Annotated in this window: 17 protein-coding genes; 9 read left to right on the top strand and 8 right to left on the bottom strand. The window is 72.4% G+C overall.

What is annotated here, in order from left to right; genetic code table 11:
• Positions 1-234 precede the first annotated feature (234 nt).
• From ABT053_RS40040 to ABT053_RS40025, 4 genes are all read left to right on the top strand, one after another.
• Entirely contained in the window at positions 235-2,091 is a 1,857-nt protein-coding gene (locus tag ABT053_RS40040) for an ABC transporter ATP-binding protein (RefSeq protein WP_350976701.1), read from the top strand.
• Positions 2,088-3,983: an ABC transporter ATP-binding protein gene (locus ABT053_RS40035; RefSeq protein WP_350976699.1), complete on the top strand. Its 1,896-nt coding sequence runs from the start codon at positions 2,088-2,090 to the stop codon at positions 3,981-3,983. The genes ABT053_RS40040 and ABT053_RS40035 overlap by 4 nt, the downstream gene beginning before the upstream one ends.
• A 241-nt stretch (positions 3,984-4,224) precedes the next feature.
• Positions 4,225-4,719 carry a DUF305 domain-containing protein gene (locus ABT053_RS40030; protein ID WP_350976697.1) on the top strand — a complete coding sequence of 165 codons (495 nt, stop codon included), beginning with the start codon at positions 4,225-4,227 and terminating at the stop codon, positions 4,717-4,719.
• A gap of 210 nt (positions 4,720-4,929) precedes the next feature.
• The gene (locus tag ABT053_RS40025) at positions 4,930-6,000 is read left to right on the top strand and encodes a translation initiation factor eIF-2B alpha/beta/delta subunit family protein (protein WP_350976695.1); all 1,071 of its coding nucleotides are present in this window, start codon (positions 4,930-4,932) and stop codon (positions 5,998-6,000) included.
• A 235-nt stretch (positions 6,001-6,235) separates the two neighbouring features.
• On the opposite strand, the gene ABT053_RS40020 is transcribed toward ABT053_RS40025, so the two are convergent.
• From ABT053_RS40020 to ABT053_RS40000, 5 genes are all read right to left on the bottom strand, one after another.
• The gene (locus ABT053_RS40020; RefSeq protein ID WP_350976692.1) at positions 6,236-7,180 is read right to left on the bottom strand and encodes a sulfite exporter TauE/SafE family protein; all 945 of its coding nucleotides are present in this window, start codon (positions 7,178-7,180) and stop codon (positions 6,236-6,238) included.
• 127 nt (positions 7,181-7,307) lie between these two features.
• A complete protein-coding gene (locus tag ABT053_RS40015) occupies positions 7,308-7,736 on the bottom strand; it encodes an RrF2 family transcriptional regulator (protein ID WP_350976690.1) in 429 nt (142 codons plus the stop codon).
• Positions 7,737-7,781: 45 nt separating this feature from the next.
• Positions 7,782-8,030, bottom strand: a complete 249-nt coding sequence (locus ABT053_RS40010; protein ID WP_350976689.1) for a hypothetical protein — start codon at positions 8,028-8,030, stop codon at positions 7,782-7,784.
• Between the two features lie 203 nt (positions 8,031-8,233).
• Positions 8,234-9,070, bottom strand: a complete 837-nt coding sequence (locus ABT053_RS40005; protein WP_350976686.1) for an aldo/keto reductase — start codon at positions 9,068-9,070, stop codon at positions 8,234-8,236.
• 49 nt (positions 9,071-9,119) lie between these two features.
• On the bottom strand, positions 9,120-10,343 hold the full coding sequence (locus ABT053_RS40000) for an MFS transporter (protein ID WP_350976683.1): 1,224 nt from the start codon (positions 10,341-10,343) through the stop codon (positions 9,120-9,122).
• A gap of 94 nt (positions 10,344-10,437) precedes the next feature.
• Here ABT053_RS40000 and ABT053_RS39995 point away from each other — a divergent pair, with 94 nt between their 5' ends.
• The 3 genes from ABT053_RS39995 (at position 10,438) to ABT053_RS39985 (ending at position 15,204) form a co-directional block, all read left to right on the top strand.
• On the top strand, positions 10,438-10,998 hold the full coding sequence (locus ABT053_RS39995; RefSeq protein ID WP_350976682.1) for a TetR/AcrR family transcriptional regulator: 561 nt from the start codon (positions 10,438-10,440) through the stop codon (positions 10,996-10,998).
• Positions 10,999-11,665: 667 nt separating this feature from the next.
• Positions 11,666-13,015 (top strand): cation:proton antiporter, encoded by a 1,350-nt coding sequence (locus ABT053_RS39990; RefSeq protein ID WP_350976680.1) that lies wholly within the window; start codon positions 11,666-11,668, stop codon positions 13,013-13,015.
• 314 nt (positions 13,016-13,329) lie between these two features.
• A complete protein-coding gene (locus ABT053_RS39985) occupies positions 13,330-15,204 on the top strand; it encodes a pentapeptide repeat-containing protein (RefSeq protein WP_350976677.1) in 1,875 nt (624 codons plus the stop codon).
• A gap of 214 nt (positions 15,205-15,418) precedes the next feature.
• Here ABT053_RS39985 and ABT053_RS39980 read toward each other — a convergent pair whose 3' ends face one another.
• On the bottom strand, positions 15,419-16,345 hold the full coding sequence (locus ABT053_RS39980; RefSeq protein WP_350976675.1) for an RNA polymerase sigma-70 factor: 927 nt from the start codon (positions 16,343-16,345) through the stop codon (positions 15,419-15,421).
• Positions 16,346-16,614: 269 nt separating this feature from the next.
• Positions 16,615-16,998 (bottom strand): DoxX family protein, encoded by a 384-nt coding sequence (locus ABT053_RS39975; RefSeq protein WP_350976673.1) that lies wholly within the window; start codon positions 16,996-16,998, stop codon positions 16,615-16,617.
• 642 nt (positions 16,999-17,640) lie between these two features.
• Between ABT053_RS39975 and ABT053_RS39970 the strand changes: the two genes are divergently transcribed.
• The gene (locus ABT053_RS39970) at positions 17,641-19,170 is read left to right on the top strand and encodes a carboxylesterase/lipase family protein (RefSeq protein ID WP_350976671.1); all 1,530 of its coding nucleotides are present in this window, start codon (positions 17,641-17,643) and stop codon (positions 19,168-19,170) included.
• A 124-nt stretch (positions 19,171-19,294) separates the two neighbouring features.
• On the opposite strand, the gene ABT053_RS39965 is transcribed toward ABT053_RS39970, so the two are convergent.
• A complete protein-coding gene (locus tag ABT053_RS39965; protein ID WP_350976669.1) occupies positions 19,295-20,221 on the bottom strand; it encodes an NmrA family NAD(P)-binding protein in 927 nt (308 codons plus the stop codon).
• 91 nt (positions 20,222-20,312) lie between these two features.
• Here ABT053_RS39965 and ABT053_RS39960 point away from each other — a divergent pair, with 91 nt between their 5' ends.
• Positions 20,313-20,882 carry a TetR/AcrR family transcriptional regulator gene (locus ABT053_RS39960; protein WP_350976666.1) on the top strand — a complete coding sequence of 190 codons (570 nt, stop codon included), beginning with the start codon at positions 20,313-20,315 and terminating at the stop codon, positions 20,880-20,882.
• Positions 20,883-20,899 lie beyond the last annotated feature (17 nt).

The following is a 20,899-nucleotide window of genomic DNA, read 5'->3' as shown; positions in this document are numbered from 1 at the left end:
GGCACCCTGGCCTGCCGGTTACAGCATGACGACCGTCAAATCAGTTGCCGACGCCGCGCCGCGGTGCGGAAATTGGATGGTCGCCCGTGTCACGCGGGTGGCGGTGATCCGACGGGGCGGCCACCGGAGCGGTGGCGCGGGAGAGACCGGTTACGAGGGGATGGCGTTCCGGCCTGCCATGCCCCGGACGGCTCTCACCCCGTCAGAACACCGTGAGGAGCGTGCCGCCTGCCGATGCCCCCCGACACCGGAGCCACCACAGCCAGCAAGGACAGGAACACAGACAACAACGACACGAACGCCCCCGCCGCCGACCCGGACCCCACGGCCCCGCGGCCCCTTCCCTCCCGCCGTGCCAGGGCGGGCTCCCTGTGGCGGTTGAAGTCCTACCTCCGCCCGTACGTCGTCCGCCTGATAGCCATCTGGGTGCTGTCCTTCGCCGCGGTCGCGATCGGCATCGCCATCCCGCTGATCGGCAGGGAGATCATCGACGGCCCCGTCGCCCGGGGCGACACCGGGGCCGTGCCTCCCCTCGCGCTGCTCGCCCTGGGACTGGGCGTGGTCGAGGCGCTGCTCGTCTTCCTGCGGCGGTGGCTGCTCGCCGTCGCCGTCCTGGGCCTGGAGACCCGCATCCGCGACGACCTCTACGCCCACCTGCAACGGCTGCCGATGGGGTTCCACGCCTCCTGGCAGTCGGGCCAGCTGCTGTCCCGGGCGACGACCGACCTGTCGACGATCCGGCGCTTCCTCGGCTTCGGCCTGCTCTTCCTCGTCCTGACCACCGTCCAGATCGCGACGGTGACCGGGCTGCTGCTCCACATGTACTGGCCGCTCGGGCTGCTGGTCGTCGCCTCGGCGGTGCCGATCACGGTCACCACCCTGCGCTTCGAGCGCACGTACATCACCATCTCCCGCCGGGTCCAGGACGAGCAGGGCGACCTCGCCACGGTCGTCGAGGAGGCGGCGGCCGGCATCCGTACGATCAAGGCGTTCGGCCGCGGCCGGTACGTCTCCGGGATCTTCGAGAAGGGGGCGCTGAAGGTCTACCGGACCTCGATGGAGAAGGTCGGCCTGTCGGCGAGGTTCTTCACCTTCCTGGAGGTGATCCCGAACATCACCCTCGCGCTCGTGCTGCTGCTCGGCGCCCTCGCGGTCGGCTCCGGCACGCTGACGCTGGGCACGCTGGTGGCCTTCGCCACGCTGATGCTGCAGCTGGTCTGGCCCGTCTCCGCGCTCGGCTTCATCCTGACGATGGGCCAGGAGGCGATGACCGCGGCGGACCGGGTGATGGAGGTGCTCGACACCGAGCCGGACATCGTCGGGGGCACCGGCGCGATCGAGCGGCCCCGGGGGCACCTGCGCTTCGAGGGGGCGTGCTTCACCTTCCCCGGCGCCGGCGAACCGGTGCTCCGCGACGTCTGGCTGGAGGTGCGGCCGGGAGAGACGGTGGCGGTCGTGGGCGCGACGGGTTCCGGCAAGACCACGCTGACCTCCCTGGTGCCCCGGCTGTACGACGTCGGCGCCGGCCGGGTCACGATCGACGGGGTCGACGTCCGCGACCTGCCGCTGCCCGAGCTGCGCTCGATGGTCGCCACGGCCTTCGAGGAGCCGACGCTGTTCTCGATGAGCGTCAGGGAGAACCTCACGCTGGGGCGGCACGACGCGGGAGAGGAGGAGATCGAGGAGGCGCTGCGGATCGCCCAGGCCGGGTTCGTCCACACGCTGCCGTGGGGGCTGGAGACCAGGATCGGCGAGCAGGGCATGTCCCTGTCCGGCGGCCAGCGCCAGCGGCTCGCGCTGGCCCGCGCGGTCCTCAGCCGTCCCAGGATCCTCGTGCTGGACGACACGCTGTCGGCCCTGGACGTCGAGACCGAGGCCCTGGTGGAGGAGGCGCTGCGGCACGTGCTGCGCGAGGCCACCGGGATCGTCGTCGCCCACCGGGCCTCCACCGTGCTCCTCGCCGACAGGGTGGCCCTGCTGCTGGACGGCACGATCGCGCACGTCGGCGGGCACCACGAGCTCATGGCGAGCGTGCCCGAGTACCGCGCGCTGCTGTCGGCCGACCCGGACACCGAGGAGGCACGGCTGTGAGCGTGACCGAACCTTCCACCCAGCCATCCGCACCGCCCGTCGAAGAAACCGCGAACGGCTCCCTGGAGTGGCGGGGGGTCGCGGCGGAGAACCAGGACGAGCTGTCGGCGCGGGTGTCGTTCCTGCTGCGCGACAGGTCCAGGCGGCTGCTCGGCGACCTGCTGCGCCCGTACCGCAGGGAGATCGTCCTGCTCGTCGCGATCATCGTGACCTGCAACGTCGCCTCGCTCGCCATCCCGTACCTGGTCAAGGTGGGCATCGACGCGGGCATCCCGCCGATGGTGGCGGGCGCGGGGCCGCGGACGCTGCTCACGGTCGTCGCGGCGATCCTGGCGGCGGCGGCCGTCCAGCTGGTGACCCGGCGGATCTTCCTCAGGATGGCCGGGCGCATCGGCCAGAGCATCCTGCTGGAGCTGCGGCGGCGGGTGTTCGCCCACTTCCAGAGGCTGTCGCTGTCGTTCCACGAGGACTACACCTCGGGCCGGGTCGTCTCCCGGCTCACCTCCGACATCGACGCCATCTCCGAGATGCTGCAGTCGGGGTTCGACGACCTCGTCACCGCGGTGCTGACGCTGGTCGGCACGGCGGTCCTGCTGCTCGTCCTGGACGTCCACCTCGGCGTGGTCGCGCTGCTGCCGCTGCCGGTGCTGATGCTGTTCACCGGCTGGTTCCGGCGGCAGTCGAGCATCGTCTACCGCAGGACCCGGGAGACCGTGGCCCTGGTGATCGTGCACTTCGTGGAGTCGATGGCCGGGATGCGCGCGGTCCAGGCGTTCCGCAGGGAGCCCCGCAACCAGGAGATCTTCGCCCGGCTGAACGCCGACTACCGCGACGCCAACCAGCGGAGCATGCACCTGATCGCGATCTTCTCGCCGGGCGTCAAGCTGATCGGGAACGTGACGGTCGCGGCCGTCCTGCTCTACGGGGGCACGCTGGCGATCCAGGGCGAGGTCACGGTGGGCGTGCTGGCCGCCTTCCTGCTCTACCTGCGCCAGTTCTACGAGCCGATGCAGGAGATCTCGCAGTTCTACAACACGTTCCAGTCCGCCGGGGCTGCGCTGGAGAAGCTCTCCGGGGTGCTGCAGGAGCGTCCCGTGGTGGCCGAGCCCGGCGACCCGGTGACGCTGGAGCGGCCACGCGGGAGGATCGAGTTCCAGGGCGTGGAGTTCTCCTACCTGGACGGCACCCCCGTGCTGCCCTGCCTGGACCTGACGGTCCCCGCCGGGCAGACCGTGGCGCTGGTCGGCACCACCGGGGCGGGCAAGACCACGCTGGCGAAGCTGGTCTCCAGGTTCTACGACCCGGTGGCGGGCCGGGTGCTGCTGGACGGCATCGACCTGCGCGACCTCGGCGAGGAGTCGCGGCACGCCGCGGTGGTCCTGGTCACCCAGGAGAACTTCCTGTTCAGCGGATCCGTGGCGGACAACATCGAATTCGGCCGGCCGGGAGCGAGCATGGCCGACGTGGTGGCGGCGGCCCGCTCGATCGGCGCCGACGCGTTCGTCTCCGCGCTTCCCGAGGGGTACGACACCCAGGTCGGCAAGCACGGTGGCCGGTTGTCGGCCGGGCAGCGGCAGCTGGTGGCGTTCGCCAGGGCGTTCCTGGCCGACCCTGCGGTGCTGATCCTCGACGAGGCGACGTCCAGCCTGGACGTCTCCAGCGAGCGGCTGGTGCAGCGAGCGATGCGGACGGTCCTGGCGGACCGGACGGCCCTCATCATCGCGCACCGCCTGTCGACCGTCGAGATCGCCGACCGGGTGCTGGTGATGGAGGGCGGCAGGATCATGGAGGACGGCCCGCCCGGCGAGCTCGCCGGGCGGGCGGGCCGCTACGCCGACCTGCACCGCGCCTGGCTCGACAGCATCTCCGACCACCGCGACGTCCCCGGCTGACCCCGCGGGCGGCCGTGCCCGGGAATCGGGGCCCGAAATTTCGGGCACCGATTTCCGGCCGCCCCTGAACCCCGGCGGCGGGGTCCGCGTATCTCAGGGCGGAACGGCACGAATGATCCTTCCCACCCGCAGGAAAGGGGCAGTGATCTCGATGAGCACCCGGCGGTCGCGCAACCGACGGTCTCTGACCGCCACCTTGCTGGTCTCCGCCATATTGGTCGCCGGGTGCTCGTCAGCGGCCGTGACGACCGGGACCTCCGTCCAGGCGGTGGGGCTGGCCGGCGACCGGGCGGACGCGGACGTCCGCTTCTCCCAGGAGATGATCCCGCACCACCGCCAGACGATCCAGCTCGCCGGCCTGGTGGACGGCCGGAGCGAGAACCCGTACGTGCGCGACCTGGCCGCGAAGATCAAGAAGGACGAGTCCCACGACATCGACCTGATGTCCGGCTGGCTGCAGTCGTGGGATGTCGAGGTGCCGGCGGAGAACGACCGGGCCGTGCACGACATGCCCGGCATGCTGTCCGCCACCCAGATCTCCTCCCTGGAGAGACGCTCGGGTGCCGCCTTCGACAAGCTGTGGCTGAGCGTGCTGGGCAAGCATCTCAACAGCGGTGTCCAGATGGCCCAGGTCGCGATCGCGCTGGGCAGGCACCGGCCCACCACCCAGCTGGCGGAGAAGATGGTCACCGCGCAGCGCGCCCAGATCGCCGAGATCGGCGAGAAGCTCGCCTGAGCCGTCATACCTGTCGCATCTGTCGCACCTGTCGTACCTCCGGGTGGCGGGCCGTCCAGGAGCGGCCCGCCACCCTGAGGTACGAGATCCTCCAAAAGGGGCATAAGCGCGAGGCATCGCCGGGTCGCGGTGCCGGCGGTGACGCCGGACGGCACCCGGTGCGGCCGGCAGGCGGGCCGGCCGATCCCCCGCTCCCCCGCTGGAGGTCTCATGAGCACGACCCGCAGGCGCCCCGTCCTCGCGGACTCCGTCCGGATCACCGAGGACGCCGTGGAGATCCTCGACCGCCGCGTCTACCCGTTCGAGCACCGCTGGGTGCGCTGTGTCACCAGCGAGGACGTCGCGGTGGCCATCGAGCGGATGGTGACCCAGAGCACGGGCCCCTCGTTCGCGGCGACCGCCGGGATGACGCTGGCCGCCCGCGAGGCGCGGGGCGAGCCGCCCGGCCCGGCGGCGGCGCGGCTGCGCGGGGCGGGCGCCCGGCTGATCGCGACCCGGCCCACGAACAACCACATCCGCGACGCCGTGGAGGCCGTCCTGGCCGCCACGGTGGACGGGCCGCTGCCCGAGGCGTACGGGGACGAGCTGGTGGAGGCCGTGACCCGGGCGGGGGCCGAGCACGACGCGGCCTACCTGGCGAGCAGCGCGGCCATGGGCAGGCACGCGGCGGCGCTGCTCGACGACGGCGCCCGCGTCCTCACCCACTGCTGGGCCGACGCCTACCTGATCGCGACCGTCGAGGCCGCGCAGGAGGCGGGCAAGCGGCTGGAGTTCGTCTGCACCGAGACCCGGCCCTACCTGCAGGGAGCGCGGCTCACCGCGCCGACGCTGGTGGAGATGGGCTACCGGCCCACCCTGATCACCGACGGGATGGTCGCCTCGGTGCTGTCCGACGGGCTCGCCGACGTGGCGCTCACCGCGGCGGACCGGGTGACGATGGACGGGCACGTGGTGAACAAGGTCGGCACGCTCGGGGTGGCGCTCGCCGCCCGCGCCTTCGACGTCCCGTACTACGTGATAATCCCGGCGCCCGACCCGCGCGCGCCGGGTATCGACGACGTCGTCATCGAGCGGCGGAACGGCGACGAGGTCCTGCACGTCCTGGGGACGCGCACCGCGGGCGAGGGCGTGACCGGCCACTACCCCGCCTTCGACGCCACCCCGCCGCACCTGGTGACGAGGATCGTGACCGAGCGCGGCGCCTACCCCGCCGAGCGCGTGTCGGAGCACTTCGGGCCCGCGGAGGGCTCCGGACCTCCGAACGGCGCCGCCCGCGCGTGACGGCCGGGCAGCGGCGCGGTGGTGTACGTCTTTCGCGAAGACGAATTTCGCGACAGACGAAGAGGTTGATCAACTACAGAAGGCCCCGTGACACCGGGAGGCCACCCACCGGCGGGAACGGCACGCGGCCCCCGTTCTCGCGCATCGCGTCCCGCCACAGCGCGAAGGCCCCTCCCGCCTGGGCGGGAGGGGCCTTCGTACGAGGTGGCGGCCCCGGAGGGCGTGCCGGATCCGGCTAGCTGGCGGTGCCGGCGGTCTCCTGCTCCGCGGCGCGGCGCCTCTCCTCCTCCTCGATCGCCTCGACCGTCTCGTTGTCGCGGTCACGGCGGTACTCGCGGACCGAGTAGGCGATGGCGGCGGCCCAGATGACGGCGATGGTGATGTAGGCGATGGTCTGGACGCCGCTGGAGGCGTCGATCCAGTCGCTGCGCAGCAGGGTCCTGACGTTGGTCAGGATGATGACACCGCCGACGGCGGAGCCCAGGATGCGCGGCGGGATGTGCCGGACCAGCCAGGCGGCGATGGGTGCCGCGATGACGCCGCCGATCAGCAGCACGGCGACCCAGGAGAAGTTGATGTTCTCCGAGCCGATGCCGAAGAAGAAGCCGATGCTGGCGGCGATGGCGACCAGGAACTCGCTGGCGTCGATGGAACCGATCACCTTGCGCGGCGCCAGACGGCCGCTGGCCAGGATCGCCGGGGTGCCGACCGGGCCCCAGCCGCCGCCGCCGGTGGCGTCGACGAATCCGGCGACCACGCCGAGGGGCGCGAGGAAGCGCTTGCGCAGCGGCTTGCCCAGGTTGCCGCGCGGCAGGCCGAAGGCCGTGAAGCGGATGAGGACGTAGAGCCCTAGCACGAGCAGGATGATCGACATGACCGGTGCCGCGACCTCGGTGGAGAGGCCGGACAGGAAGGTGGCTCCCGCGAACGCGCCGACGGCGCCGGGGATACCGATCTTGGCGACGACCTTCCAGTCGATGTTGTTGAAGCGCCAGTGGGATATGCCCGAGGCGAGGGTCGTGCCGATCTCGGCGAGGTGGACGGTGGCCGAGGCGGCGGCGGGGTTGGTGCCGATGGCCAGGAGCAGCGTCGTCGAGGTGACACCGTAGGCCATGCCGAGGCTGCCGTCGACGAGCTGTGCCGCGAAGCCGACCAGGCCTAAGAGGATGAGCGCACGCACAACGCCCCCCTTCCTGTTTTTCCTACTCTGTTGATAGGAATTATCGTGATTGAATGCCAAGGCGACGTCAAGTCACGTTTCGAGCAAGGCGTCTCAAGGTATGGGAATCTTCATCCCACACACGGTGTCAGGCCCTCCGCCGCCTGCCGGCCTCGGCCACCGGCGACAGCAGGGCGGCAAGGCTGACGGTGTCGACGATGGCGGTTATCGAGGTCTCGATGTTCAGCCATACCGTACGCAGCCGCACCGCCTCCCCGAAGTAGGCCACGTCGCCGGTCGGCAGCCCCCGTACCGAGGTCAGCTCTCCGGCGACGGCGCGCAGGACGTCACCGACCGAGATGTCGACGGGCGGCCGGGTGAGCGTGAAACCGCCCTCGTGGCCCCGCTGGGCGAAGACGAGGTCGGCGCGGCGCAGGTCCGTCAGGATGCCGCGCAGGAAACTGGCCGGGATCTCCTGCGCCTGGGCCATCGTCTCCGACTTGACCGGGGCGGGATCGCTCAGCGCGATGACCAGCATCGCCCTTATGGCGTAGTCGCTCCGGGCCGTGATGTGCATCCGAAAGTCCCCCCGACGGTGCGCCTCTGCCGCTGGCCGATGGCCTCATGTGGGCTGGTCTCGCTTAAATCTACTATCTCTATAGGTTAACTGTGAATTATTCTCACGGTCAGGTGTGCCCGCGAGAGCCCCGCTCATCCCTCCCCCGTACGAACGGCCGCGCTCCTGGAGGGCGGCGACGATCCGGTCCTTGTCGCCGGGCAGCACCTGGGCGAACACTTCGGCGAACACCTCGCCGATGCCCAGCTCGGCCGCGACGCTGCCGGCCACGGGCCGGGCGTCCCCGGTGACCATGACGATCGCCGTTCCCCCTCGGCACGAAGCCCCTCGACGGCGGGGCGGGCCTCGGGGCGGATCTCGTCCCGCGTCGCGAAGGCGGCGACGGCGGCGACGGCGGACGGCGGTTCGCGGGTCAGATCCACCGGGTGCGGCACGGCCCCGCCGCTCCGCCGTCTCGCGGAGAGGCACGGGGGCCGGGCAGGTCGTTCCGGGAGAGGTCAGTGGCCGGTGGAGTCGGAGTCGGTCGCGGCGGCCTCGCCCCGGTCGAGGGCGGACAGCCCGGAGACCTCCTCGGGGGTGAGGGTGAAGCCGAAGATGTCGGCGTTGGACCTCATCCGCTCGGGGCTGGACGACTTCGGCACGGTGATCAGGCCGAGCTCGATGTGCCAGCGCAGCACGATCTGGGCGGGGGTCCTGCCGTGCCGCTCGGCCGCGCCGGTGACGACCGGCTGCTCCAGCAGGTCGCCTCCCTGCCCGATGGGCCCCCAGGACTGGGTGGCGATCCCGTGGGCGGCGTCGTAGGCGCGGGTCTCGTCGCGGGTGAAGAACGGGTTGAGCTGGATCTGGTTCACGTCGGGCACCACGCCGGTCTCGGCCAGGAGCCGGTCGATGTGGGCCGGCTTGAAGTTCGACACGCCGATCGCCCGCACGCGGCCGTCCTCCAGCAGCTTGACCATGCCCTTCCACGCCTCCACGTAGCGGTCCTTGCGCGGCAGCGGCCAGTGGATCAGGTAGAGGTCGGCGTAGTCGAGTCCGAGCCGGTCCAGGCTGGCCTGGTACGCCTCCTGCGCGGCGTCGTACCCGTGCCACTCGCCGTTCAGCTTGGTGGTGACGAACAGCTCCTCCCTCGGCACGCCGCTCGCCCGCAGCCCGCGCCCCACCCCGGTCTCGTTGCGGTACGCGTAGGCGGTGTCCACCAGCCGGTAGCCCATCTCGACGGCCTCGGCGACCGCGACCTCCGCCTCGTCGTCCGACATGGGCCAGGTGCCCAGGCCGACCTGCGGGATGTCCGCGCCGTTGACCAGCTTCAAGGTGGGAATGTCCAGAACAGTCATGACCGACAGCCTTCCACGCCGGATCCGCCGGGCCGCCGCCGGGGAGCGGTCACGCCGTGGGCGCCACCTCGGCGGCACGCTCGCGGACGAGGAACGTCCCGGCCAGGGCGGCGAGGGCGAGGAGCACGAGGACGATCCCGTAGTAGGTGGTGAGCTCGGTGAGGGGCAGGTGGCCCGCGACGATCCCGGCGGCGGTGGCGGGGATGCTCATCGCGACGTAGCTGACGACGTAGAAGGCGGCCATCAGCCCGGCCCGCTCGTGCGGGGCCGCGGCCGGAAGCAGGGTGCGCGCGGCGCCCTGGAAGCCCGCGCCGAAGCCCAGCCCGGCGACGACCGTACCGGCGAAGAACAGCGCTCCCGAGCCGGCGTTGACGCCGAGCAGAGTCACGACGACGCCGAGGGCCAGCAGCACGGAGGCGAGCCGCATGGTGCGCGGGGCTGGCACCGCCCGCAGCGCGAGGATCGCGACGGTGCCGCTGAAGGTCAGCGCGAAGACCAGCAGCCCGCCCACCACGACCGAGCCCGAGCCGGTGACGTCGCGCGCCAGGGACGGCCCCAGCGACAGGTAGAACCCGCCGAGCGCCCACCCGGCCACGGTGATCGGGGTGACCAGCAGCAGGACCCGGCGCGCCCCGGCGGGCACGCTGACGTGCGGGCGCAGCGAGGCGAGCGCTCCCGCCCGGCGGCTGACGGACTCGGGCAGGAGGAGGATGGCGAGGCCCTGCAGCACGAACGCGACGATCAGGACGACGAACACCGTCCGCGTCGGCGCGGGCAGGTACTGCACGAGCAGGCTCGACCCCAGGCCACCCGCCGCCAGGCCCAGGGCGGGCGTCACGCTGTTGATCAGCGGGCCGCGCGTCCGGTCGGCGTCCAGCAGGCCCGCTCCCAGCGCGCCGGACGCGGCCCCGGTGGCGAAACCCTGCAGGACGCGCGCGGCCACCAGGGCGGGCACCCCGTCGGCGAAGGCGAAGACCGCCATCGCGACCGTCTCGAGCGCCACCGCCCCGAGGATCACCGGGCGGCGCCCGACGTGGTCCGACAGGGAGCCCACGGTGAGCAGCGCCACCAGCAGGCTGACGGCGTAGACGGCGTACACCGTGGTCAGGACGCTGGAGGAGAAACCCCAGTTGCCCTGGTACACGGCGTAGAGCGGGGTGGGCGCGCTGGCGGCGGCCATGAACGTGGTCAGGGTCGTCGCCAGGAGCACCACGGCCGCGCCGGCCCCCAGGCGGATCCGTTGGGCGGGCAACGTCGAGGTCACGGAGGACATGGAGAAACTCCCGAAGCTTTAAAGCAAAGGATTTGCGTTAGCAACGTACACACCCCGGACCACTGAAGCAAATATTTTGCGTTAAGCTCGGCCCATGGGTACGAGGCAGGCGGTACGCACCGGCGGACGGAGCGCGCGGGTGCAGCAGGCCGTCCACGAGGCGGTACGAGCCCTCCTGGCCGAGCGCGACCGTGCCGACCTGACCGTGCCGCTCGTCGCCGCCCGCGCGGGCGTGACCCCCTCGACCGTCTACCGCAGGTGGGGTGACCTGCAGGAACTTCTGGCCGACGTCGCCCTTGAGCACATGCGGCCCGACGGTCCCCCCACCGACCTCGGGAGCCTGCGGGACGACCTCGCGGCATGGGCGGAGGAGTGGCTGGAGGAGACCTCCTCCCCCACCGGCCGCGCGTTCATCCGCGACGTGGTCGCCGGCGACGACGGCGGCAGGAGCACCGGGCAGTGCTGCGCGTACACCAGCGGCCGCATCCAGGCCATCCTCACCCGCTCCGCCGGACGCGGCGAGGACGTGCCCACGCTGGACGCGGTGCTGGACCACGTGCTCGCGCCGATGACGTACCGGGTCCTCTTCATGAGCGACTCCCTCGCTCCCGGATACGGCCGTGCCCTGGTCGACAGCTTGCTGGACGCCCGCTAGCGGTCGAACGGGGGTCGCCGGACTCGTCCGTCGCGTCTTGGCGTCGCGGCGTACACGCCGGAGACGGAGCGACCCCTCCTACCTGGCTACCTGGCGGGAGGCCAACCCTCCCGAACGGTGAGACGAGACACCTCCCCGTGTCGCGGGGCAGGAAGCGGATTCTCCCGGGCGGTGAAGACGAACCGTCCGGAGCGGTGGAACGAGAAGCGGACCCCGGACGGCGGGACCGGAAACGAACCCTCCCCGACTACTCCGCGCCCCCTCCCCGACTCCTCCCCGAGAGGGGAAACGAGGCGCGGCCCCCGCGTGGCGGGACAGAAAGCGGACCCCCACGTGGCGGGACAGAAAGCGGACCCCCGCGTGACAGGCGTGACGGGGTGAGAAACGGGACCTCCCGCGTGGCGGGATAGGTGGCGGGATGGGAGATGTCGATTCGCCGTCACGGCGGTTCCGTGTCCGCCAACCCTCTCACCTCGGCTGACTCGCGCGAGTGAAACATGGTTGGCCATGTGATGTCCCCCACAGAACATGTGACCCACGTGTCAACGCACATTTCGGGTAACTCTTCAAGGATTGATTGCCGATCTTCGTTTTGTCAGGCTCTACGTCGTACCGTCCTGACTGGGGAGACAGGGTGGTGCCTTGTGAGAGACCGGAGGGGTCTGTCGTGCACGTCTCGCTCGCGGCGCCGGTGGCGCCGATCGCCGCGCACCAACTACTGATCTTCTTACTCCAGGTGGGGCTGCTCCTGCTGCTCGCCCTCGTCTTCGGCCGCCTCGCCAGGCGGCTCGGCATGCCCGCCGTCGTCGGCGAGCTCTTCGTCGGTGTGCTCCTGGGACCGTCGTTCCTCGCGCACGTCGCGCCGGGCCTGTCCACCTGGCTGTTCCCACAGGACAGCGCCCAGTTCCACCTGCTCGACGCGGTCGGGCAGATCGGCGTGCTGCTGCTCGTCGGCATCACCGGGATCCACATGGACATGGGGCTGATCCGGCGCAGGGGCGCCACGGCCGCCGGTGTCAGCGCGGGCGGGCTGCTGGTGCCGCTCGCGTTCGGCGTCGGCGCCGGTTTCCTGCTCCCGGCCACGCTCATTCCCGCCGGGACGGAGACGCTGGTCTTCGCGCTCTTCCTCGGCGTGGCGATGTGCGTCAGCGCCATCCCGGTCATCGCCAAGACCCTCATGGACATGGGGCTGCTCCACCGCAACGTCGGGCAGCTCACGCTGGCCGCGGGCATGATCGACGACGCGTTCGGCTGGTTCATGCTGTCGATCGTGTCGGCCATGGCCACCACCGGCCTGCGCGCCGGGAACGTGCTGGTCTCGCTCGCCTGCCTGATCGCCGTCGTGGTCTTCGCGCTCACCGTGGGCCGTCCGCTGGTACGGCACGCGTTCCGGCTCACCTCCCGGAACGAGGAGGACGCCGGCCCGTCCGTCGCGACCGCGGCCGTCCTGCTCATCCTCGCCGCCGCCGCCACGCACGCGATGGGCCTGGAAGCCGTCTTCGGCGCCTTCGTGTGCGGCATCCTGATCGGCTCCGCGGGAGGCATCGACCCGGCGCGGCTCGCCCCGCTGCGCACGGTGGTGCTCTCCGGCTTCGCGCCGATCTTCTTCGCCACCGCCGGTCTGCGCATGGACCTGACGTCCCTGGCCGACCCCATGGTCCTGCTCGCCGGGCTCGCCATCCTGGCCGTGGCCATCATCGGCAAGTTCGTCGGGGCGTACGCGGGAGCGCGCGCCAGCAAGCTCAACAAGTGGGAGGCCCTCGCCCTGGGCGCGGGGCTCAACGCGCGGGGCGTGATCGAGGTGGTCGTGGCCATGGTGGGCCTGCGGCTGGGCATCCTCAGCGTCGAGGTCTACACGATCATCGTGCTGGTGGCGATCGTGACCTCGCTCATGGCCCCGCCGATCCTGCGCTGGTCCATGGCCAGGGTGGAGCAGACCGCGGAGGAGGAGCTGCGCGGGAACGAGCAGCTCGCCTGGGCGAGGCAGTCCCGGACGAACGACTCGGAACCGCTGTAGCGGCGCCGCGCTGCCGCCGTACCGCGATTCGCGGTACGGCGATTCACCGGTGCGTACGCGTCACCGGGAGTACGCCGAAGGCGGTTCGCGGCACGGCGGTTCACACGGGTTCACACGGTGGCGTGCGCGGAAGGCGGTTCGCAAGCGGGCCGCAACCGGGCCCTCCTATAAAGGGGCGCGTTCCCGTATGGTCCATCGGGCGGGCCCCTCCCCTCGGGGTGTCACCCGCACCGGCCTGTCCACGAACTCCCGCCCGGCACCGCTCTCCCCCGCCGGCCGGATCCGCGCGCCTCGGGGGAGACAGTGAGAGAGACATGTCCAGCCTTACCCGCCTGCTCGCCGGGACCGTGATCCTGTCGGCCGCCCTGCTGCCCGCCCCCGCGGCGTCGGCCCACACCACCCAGGACACCCGGGCCGTCCAGGCCGTCAAGGCCGTCCAGGAAACGCGGGCCGTCCAGAACAGCCGGACCGCGCGAGACCCGCGGAGCGCGGGGAACAGCCGGGCGGGAAGCACCGGGGCCGGGTGCAGGCCCGGCAGCGGTCCCAGGCTGGCCGGCAGGGACCTCACCAGGGTCGCGCTGCCCGCCGACCTGTCCTGCGCCGACCTGCGGAGGGCCAAGCTGGACGGCGTGCTCGTGCGCAGCCTCCTCACCGGGGCCGACCTGCGGGGCGCCTCGCTCAAGGGCACCCGCCTCGGGAACGCCGAGATGGCCGGGGCCAGGCTGCGCGGGGCCGACCTGACGGAGGCGGAGCTGTACTACGCGAACCTGCGCGGCGCCGACCTGCGCGAGGCGACCATGGACGACTCGACCCCCTACAACGCGCACTTCGAGGGGGCCGACCTGAGCGGGGCCACGATGGTGCGCGCGAAGACGTACTCGGCCCAGTTCGACGACGCGAAGTTGATCGGCGTCGACCTGACCGACGCCGACGCCTACGGCACGGACATGCGCCGGGCCGACCTCACCCGCCTGAAGGCGCCCAAGGCGCGCATGTACAACTCCACGATGATCAAGACCGTGTTCCGGGACGCCGACCTGCGGGGCACGCAGCTGCGCGGTTCGGTGCTGGAGGGCGCGACCTTCCGGGGCGCCGACCTCGGCGGGGCCGAGCTGGGCGACGTCACGGGCGCGCGGCTGGCGGGCAGCAAGGGCGTGCCCAGGGACCTGCCGGCCCCCGACCCGGCGTGCGAGCCGGGCAGCGGGCAGAAGTACGCGGGCTGGGACCTGACCTCGGTCGCCGAGTTCCCCCGCGACCTGAGCTGCGCCGACCTGACGGGCGCCAAGCTGGACGGGGTCAATCTGGGCCTCGTCAAGCTGGACCGGGCGATCCTGCGCGACGTCTCGGCCGTCGGGGCCACGATCCGCTACCTCAAGGGCGCCGACCTGCGCGGTGCGCGCCTGGAGCGGGCCAAGCTCGGCAGCGTCGAGCTGATGGGGGCCGACCTGACGGGGGCGCGCATGGCGAGGGCGGCGCTCGGCAGCGCCAAGCTGGCCGGGGCGAACCTGTCGAAGGCGGACCTGTCGGGGGCGGAGTTCGGCAGCGCCGACCTGACGGAGGCGAAGCTGAACGGCGCCGACCTGCGCGACGCGGAGTTCGGCAGCGCCAGGGCCGACCAGGCCGACTTCACCGGCGCCAGGATGGAGCGGGCCGACCTGAGCAGCGGCAAGTTCCAGGGGGCGGTCTTCCGCGGGGCGACGCTGACCGACGCCGACCTGAGCTTCACGGAGCTGCGCGGCGCCACCTTCGTGGACGCCGAGGTCACTGGCGTGGATACCGACTTCGCCAAGGACGCCGACCTGTCGGGGTCGTCCAGCCGGCTCGGGATCGGCTGGGTGATCTTCTTCTCGCTGGCGGGCCTGGTCGCGCTCTGGGTGCTGGTCGTGGTGGTCGCGCGCCGGCGCCGGCGCGGCAAGGCCGCCAGGCTGGAGGCGGCCGGGCGGGCGGCCCGCCTGGAGAAGCTCAGGCGGGCGCAGGAGGAGAACGTGACGCGGCTGGGCGAGGAGATCGACCGCCTCGCCGACGTGGAGGGCTCCGGGGACGACGTCAACTGGCACCGGGCCCTGGACGCCTACGACGCGGCCAAGCAGGCGCTGGCCGACGCCCGCGACATCGACGACGTCAAGGCCGTCGACGTCATCGTGGCGCGGGGACGCGACGCCCTGAGGGGCCGACGCACCACGAGGTAGAAACCGGCACCGCCCCGTCACGATGTCGTGAGGGACCCGCGCGCCGGAGAACACCGGGACGGCCGACGGCCCGGACACGACCGGGAACGGCACGAGGCCGAAACGCGACATACGACCGGGAACGGCACGAGATCGGAACACGCCACACGACCGGGAGCGACATGAGGCCGGAACGCGACTCGCCGCCGACGAAGCGGCGACCGGGCACGCGCGATCACACCTCGCCGGGTCGGCGTGCCCCCCTCACCTCGCGGGCGACCGCCCAGGCGTCCGCCACCGGGCCCACGTGCCCGAGCTTGTCGGGGTTGATCACCAGGCGGATCGCCTGGATCCGCCCGTCGAGCACGTCGAGCGCCAGGGTGTGGAGCACCCTGCCGTCCCGGTCGCGGAAGATCGCGCCAGGCTGACCGTTGACCTCGTGCCGCTCGAACGTCACGTCGACCCGGGCCATCCGGGGGAAGACGGAGGCCGCGAGCCGGGCCACGTTCTCGGCGCCGACGATGGCCCTGGCCAGCTGCGGGGCCTTGCCGCCGCCGTCGCCGACCATCGACACGTCGGCGGCGAGCAGTTCCCGCAGGCCCGCGACGTCGCCTTCGCGGAGGGCGTCGAAGAACCGCGACGCCAGCTTCTCCCGCTCCTCGCGGTCCGCCTCGAAGCGGGGCCGGCCCGCGGCCATGTGGCGCCGCGCCCGCACCGCCAGCTGGCGGCACGCCGCCTCCGAGCGCCCCACCGCCGCCGCGACCTCGGGAAAGCCGAAGTCGAACACCTCCCGCAGCACGAAGACCACCCGCTCCAGCGGGCTGAGCCGCTCCAGCAGCAACAGGGCCGCCATCGACACCGAGTCGGCCAGCTCCGCCGACCGCGCCGGGTCCTCGTAGGGATCGGTGAGCAGCGGCTCGGGGAACCACGGTCCCACGTACTCCTCCCGCCGGACGCGGGCCGAGCGCAGCACGTCGATCGAGATCCGGGTCACCGTGGCCGCGAGGAAGTCCTTGGCCGACCTGGGGTGTGCCGGGGAGGCCTCGAAGCGCAGCCAGGTCTCCTGGACCGCGTCCTCGGCCTCGCTCACGCCGCCCAGTATCCGGTAGGCGATCGAGAACAGCAGCGGCCGCAGCTCCTGGAACTCCTCGGTCCTGCTCACGCCGGTTCCTCTCTGAGACCCTGACACCACGAGAGACGGCACGGCCGCCTCACCGGCCGGCACCGCGTCAGCCCCCTGTCCACGTCCAGCCTGACCGCGCTCGTCGCCGCCATCACCTGACGCTCCCGCCGATGCCCCCGTGCGCGAACATTCTCACAACCCATCACCCTCCATGATCGACAATCGACTCCCGACCCCCGGGACAAGACGACCCGGCCGTCCGTTCGCCTCGGTCCCGGGCGAGCCGGGGCCCGATGATCGACCACCGGTCAGCCGGTGAAGGACTCGGGGCCGAAGCGGCCCCACGCGATGAACGCCGCGAGTGCGAGATAGGTCAGGTTCAGCATCACGAAACCGAATTCGCCGCGGCGGCCATGGGTGATCATCGCGCCGACCATCAGCACCACCCAGCAGGCCGCGGTCACCGGCACCAGGACCGGTGCGATGCCGAGCGCGGCGGGCAGGATCAGGCCCAGCGCGGCCAGGAGTTCGAGGACGCCGAGGGTTTTGACGAAGGTGACGCCGACGTCCTCGGTCCATCCCCCGCCATGGATCGCGGCCAGTCTCTCCTTGGGCACGAACGTCTTGCTGACGCCACCGGCCAGGGCCACCGCGGCCAGCAGTCCGGCGGCGATCCACAACGCGAGGTTCATCATCCACTCCTTGATCGAAGGTAGCCCGCACCGCGTATGACGAGACAGCGGCCCCGCCTGTGACATCTCCGGCCACCCCGGGCCGGGAAAGGACCCGCGACCTTCCCCGGGATCCCCGGCGAGGCGTGCGTCGCGCGGGCCACAGCGATCACGTCCACAACTATTCCTTGACGCGAATACTCGCCATGAGGAACAGGGGAGCGCCTCGCCTACCGGCTCTCCTCGCTGCTTCCCGGCGGCGGCCTCGCCTTCACCGCCCACCTCGACCTCGTCCTCCGGCCCACCGGCACCGGCACCGGCACCGGCACGAACCTCGACGTCCGCTACCGGATCACCGACAGCACGGTCGAGTCCGCCGACCTCGTCGCATGGGCCCGCACGGGCCTGCCGGATCGGGAAGTGACGCAGCGGCGACAAGTCGCATCGGTCCCGGCATCGGCATACAGGTGCGTGGGCCCGCCGGAGAATGTTGGCGCTCGTCCGCGACCGAGTCCGCCGGATCCGCCGGATCCGCCGATCGGCGCACCCGTTCCCGGAAAACGTTCATGATCAACCCAACGCGGGCCGCCCGCTAAATGCTTTGCCCGCGGACGGCGGCCCCTGAGATGCTCGGCCGGTCCGGCACGGAGAGGAAACCGCGAAATGGCCGTCACCGCATCCAGCACGCCGTCCGAGTCCGCGCCGGAGGTCCGTACGGTGGCCGGTGTCCTGCGTGGTGGCCGGGAGGCGGGCCTGGCGGTCTTCCGCGGCATCCCGTTCGCCGAGCCGCCGGTCGGCCCCCTCCGTTTCGCCGCTCCGCGACCGGCGCGCGGCTGGGACGGCGTGCGCCCGGCGGTCACGTACGGCCCGCCGCCCCCGCAGTCCGGCGTGCTCGGGAGGTCCCAGGACAGCACCGGTGACGACTGGCTGACGGTCAACGTCTGGACTCCGGCACCGGATCCGGCGGCGGGGCTGCCGGTGATGGTGTGGATCCCCGGCGGCGGTTACGCCATGGGCGACTCCGGCCTCCCGGAGTACGACGCCGGGCACCTGGCCGGGAGCGGGACCGTGGTCGTGACCCTCAACTACCGGCTCGGCGTCGAGGGTTTCGCTCAGATCGGCGGAGCCCCGGCCAACCGGGGCCTGCTCGACCAGGTCGAGGCCCTGCGATGGGTGCGCGACAACATCCGGGCGTTCGGCGGCGACCCGGACCGGGTCACGGTCTTCGGCCAGTCGGCGGGCGGCGGATCGGTCGCCGCGCTGCTCGCCATGCCGCGCGCCGCCGGGCTCTTCCACCGGGCGGTCGCGCAGAGCGTGCCGGGGACGTTCTTCTCCCCCGAGCTCGCCGCCGACATCGCCGCCGACATCGCCGCCGAGCTGGGGGTGCGGCCCACGGTGTCCGGCCTGTCGGCGGTCGCCCCGGCCCTGCTGCCCGCCGCGGGCGACGCGGTCTTCGCCAAGACGGCCGAGCGGCGGGAGCGCTGGGGGCGGATCACGCACCGGCCGATCCCGTTCGCGCCGGTCGTCGACGGCGACGTCCTGCCGGTGACCCCGTGGCGGGCGCTGGCCGACGGCGCCGCCCGGGAGGTCGGGCTTCTCGTCGGGCACACCCGTGACGAGCACCGGTTGTTCAGCCTGATCGACGGCGTGCTCGGCCAGGTCACGCACGAGCGGGCCGAGACCGCCCTGCGCACGCTCGCCCCCGGCCCGGACGGCGCGCGCCGGTACCGTGAGGCGTTCCCGGCCGCGACCGACGAGGAGCTGTACGAGCTGGTCAACGCGGACTGGCTGTTCCGCATGCCGAGCCTTCATCTCGCCGACGCGCAGATCGCCGGAGGTGGCCGGGCCCACCTCTACGAACTGACCTGGCCCGCCCCGGGGCTGGACGGCGCCCTCGGCTCCTGCCACGGCCTGGACGTGCCGCTCGTCTTCGGCAACCTGGGCAGCGGCCAGCCCGCCGCGCTGATCGGCGACCCGCCCTCCCCCGCGGCGGAGGAGCTGTCCGCGCGGATCCGCGGGGCGTGGACGGCGTTCGCCGCCCACGGCGACCCGGGCTGGCCTCCGTACGACGCCGGCCACCGCCTCGCGCAGCTCTTCGACACGCCCTCGACGGTCACCGCCTACCCGGAGGAGGCCTCGCGGCTGCTGTGGCGGGACCACACCTTCCCCGCGCTCCCGCTGCTCGCGCGGTGAGGAGCGGCGGAGAGAGGCCGGGGGCTCACGGCGTGGCCAGGCCGGAGCGACACGCGGCGTGAGACCCCCGGGGATCGCCGTCAGGCGCGCCCCGGGGAGACCTTTCGCGCCCGCCCGGCCGGCGTCAGGCCGCGGCCCGCAGGTGTTCGTTCGCCCACTCCCCGAAGGTCGTGAGCGGGATGCCGAGGGCCCGCGCGTACTCCGGGCGGGCGCGCTGACCGGCCGCGTTGAGAAACTCGTGGGAGGTGACGCCCCACCTCGGCATTCCCGCGGCGATCGCCTCCTCCGCGGTCATGTCGGGCGCGGCCAGCTCGGTGCCCAGCGCGCCGGAGAGGACCTCGGCGATGTCCGTCAGCGCCAGATGCTCCCCGGCCAGCTCCAGCTCGACCTCGTGGAACCGCTCCGGTGCGGCGATGGCCGCGGCGGCGGCCACGCCGATGTCCTTGACCGCGACGAGGGAGAGCCGGGTCTCGGGCCTCAGCACGGTCACCAGGCCGCCCTCGACACCCCGGGGGAGCAGGTACGCCGCGGACGGCAGGAAGTTCTCCATGAAGAAGCCCGGCTTGATGATCGACCAGTGCGTGAAGCCCGCCTCGCGCACCCGGTCCTGGGCTCCGGACTTGGCGGCGAAGACGGGTGCCATCTGCTCCCAGCGGCCCTCTGCCCAGCCGGGGGCCTCGGTGTGGTGCCCCGCGCCGGTGACGGACGTGTGCACAAACTGCGGCACGCCCGCGGCCAGCGCGCCTTCGACCAGGTTGGCGGCCTGGGTCAGCTCGCCCTCGAAGTCGAAGACGCCTTCCCTCATCGGGGGCATCTGCACGGAGAAGACGGCTCGGGCTCCCTCCGCGGCCCTGGTCACGGAGTCGCGGTCGTGGAGGTCGCCGGTGACCAGTTCGGCGCCGAGCGCCTCGACGGCCCTCGCCCGGTCTGTCGCGGGGTCGCGGACGAGTGCCCGGACGGGGACGCCGGCCGCGAGCAGGGCACGGGCGGTGGCGCCGCCCTGCTGCCCGGTGGCGCCGGTGACCAGGACGGGTGCGGGATCGGTGGACATGAAGCCTCCCCTAATTAAACGGCGGGGCCCGCCGTTTATACTCGGGTAAGATACGGCGGACCCCGCCACTTAGCAAATGTGAGGTGACGCCATGCCGGTCCAGCGCGCGGACGCCCGGCGCAACTACGCGCTCCTGCTCGCCGTGGCCGAGGAGGAGATCGCCGCGCACGGCGCCGACGCGTCCCTGGAGCAGATCGCCCGCGTCGCGGGAGTCGGGTCCGCGACCGTGCGCCGGCACTTCCCCACCCGCCGCGCGCTGCTGGAGGCGGTCTTCCGCGAGCGGGTCGAGACCCTGTGCGCCCACGCCCGCGACCTGACCGCCAGGGCCGACACCCGGGCCGCGCTGCTGGAGTGGCTGGGCGCCGTCACCGCGGACGCCGCGACCATCCGGGGGCTGGCCATCGCGCTGACCCGCGACCCGTCGGCCGAGCCCGGCGCGGCACAGGACAACTGCTGCTCGGCGCAGCTCACCGCGGCGGGCGGCCCGCTGGCGCGCCGCGCCGCGGACGACGGCGCGCTGGCACCGGGGGTGACCATCGACGACCTGCTCGCCCTGATCACCGGGATCGCCCTGGCCACGGAGCACCACCCCGACCCCGCCGCCGAGGCGGGCCGCCTGTTCGCCCTGGCCGTGACGGGAGTCAGCCCTCGCCGGCCCTGACCGAAGGCCCTCATGAC

Source organism: Streptosporangium sp. NPDC002524 (assembly GCF_040295985.1).
Taxonomy (GTDB): domain Bacteria; phylum Actinomycetota; class Actinomycetes; order Streptosporangiales; family Streptosporangiaceae; genus Streptosporangium.
The sequence above is the reverse complement of the archived record's forward strand: the minus strand, read 5'-3'. Positions and strand labels throughout refer to the sequence as shown.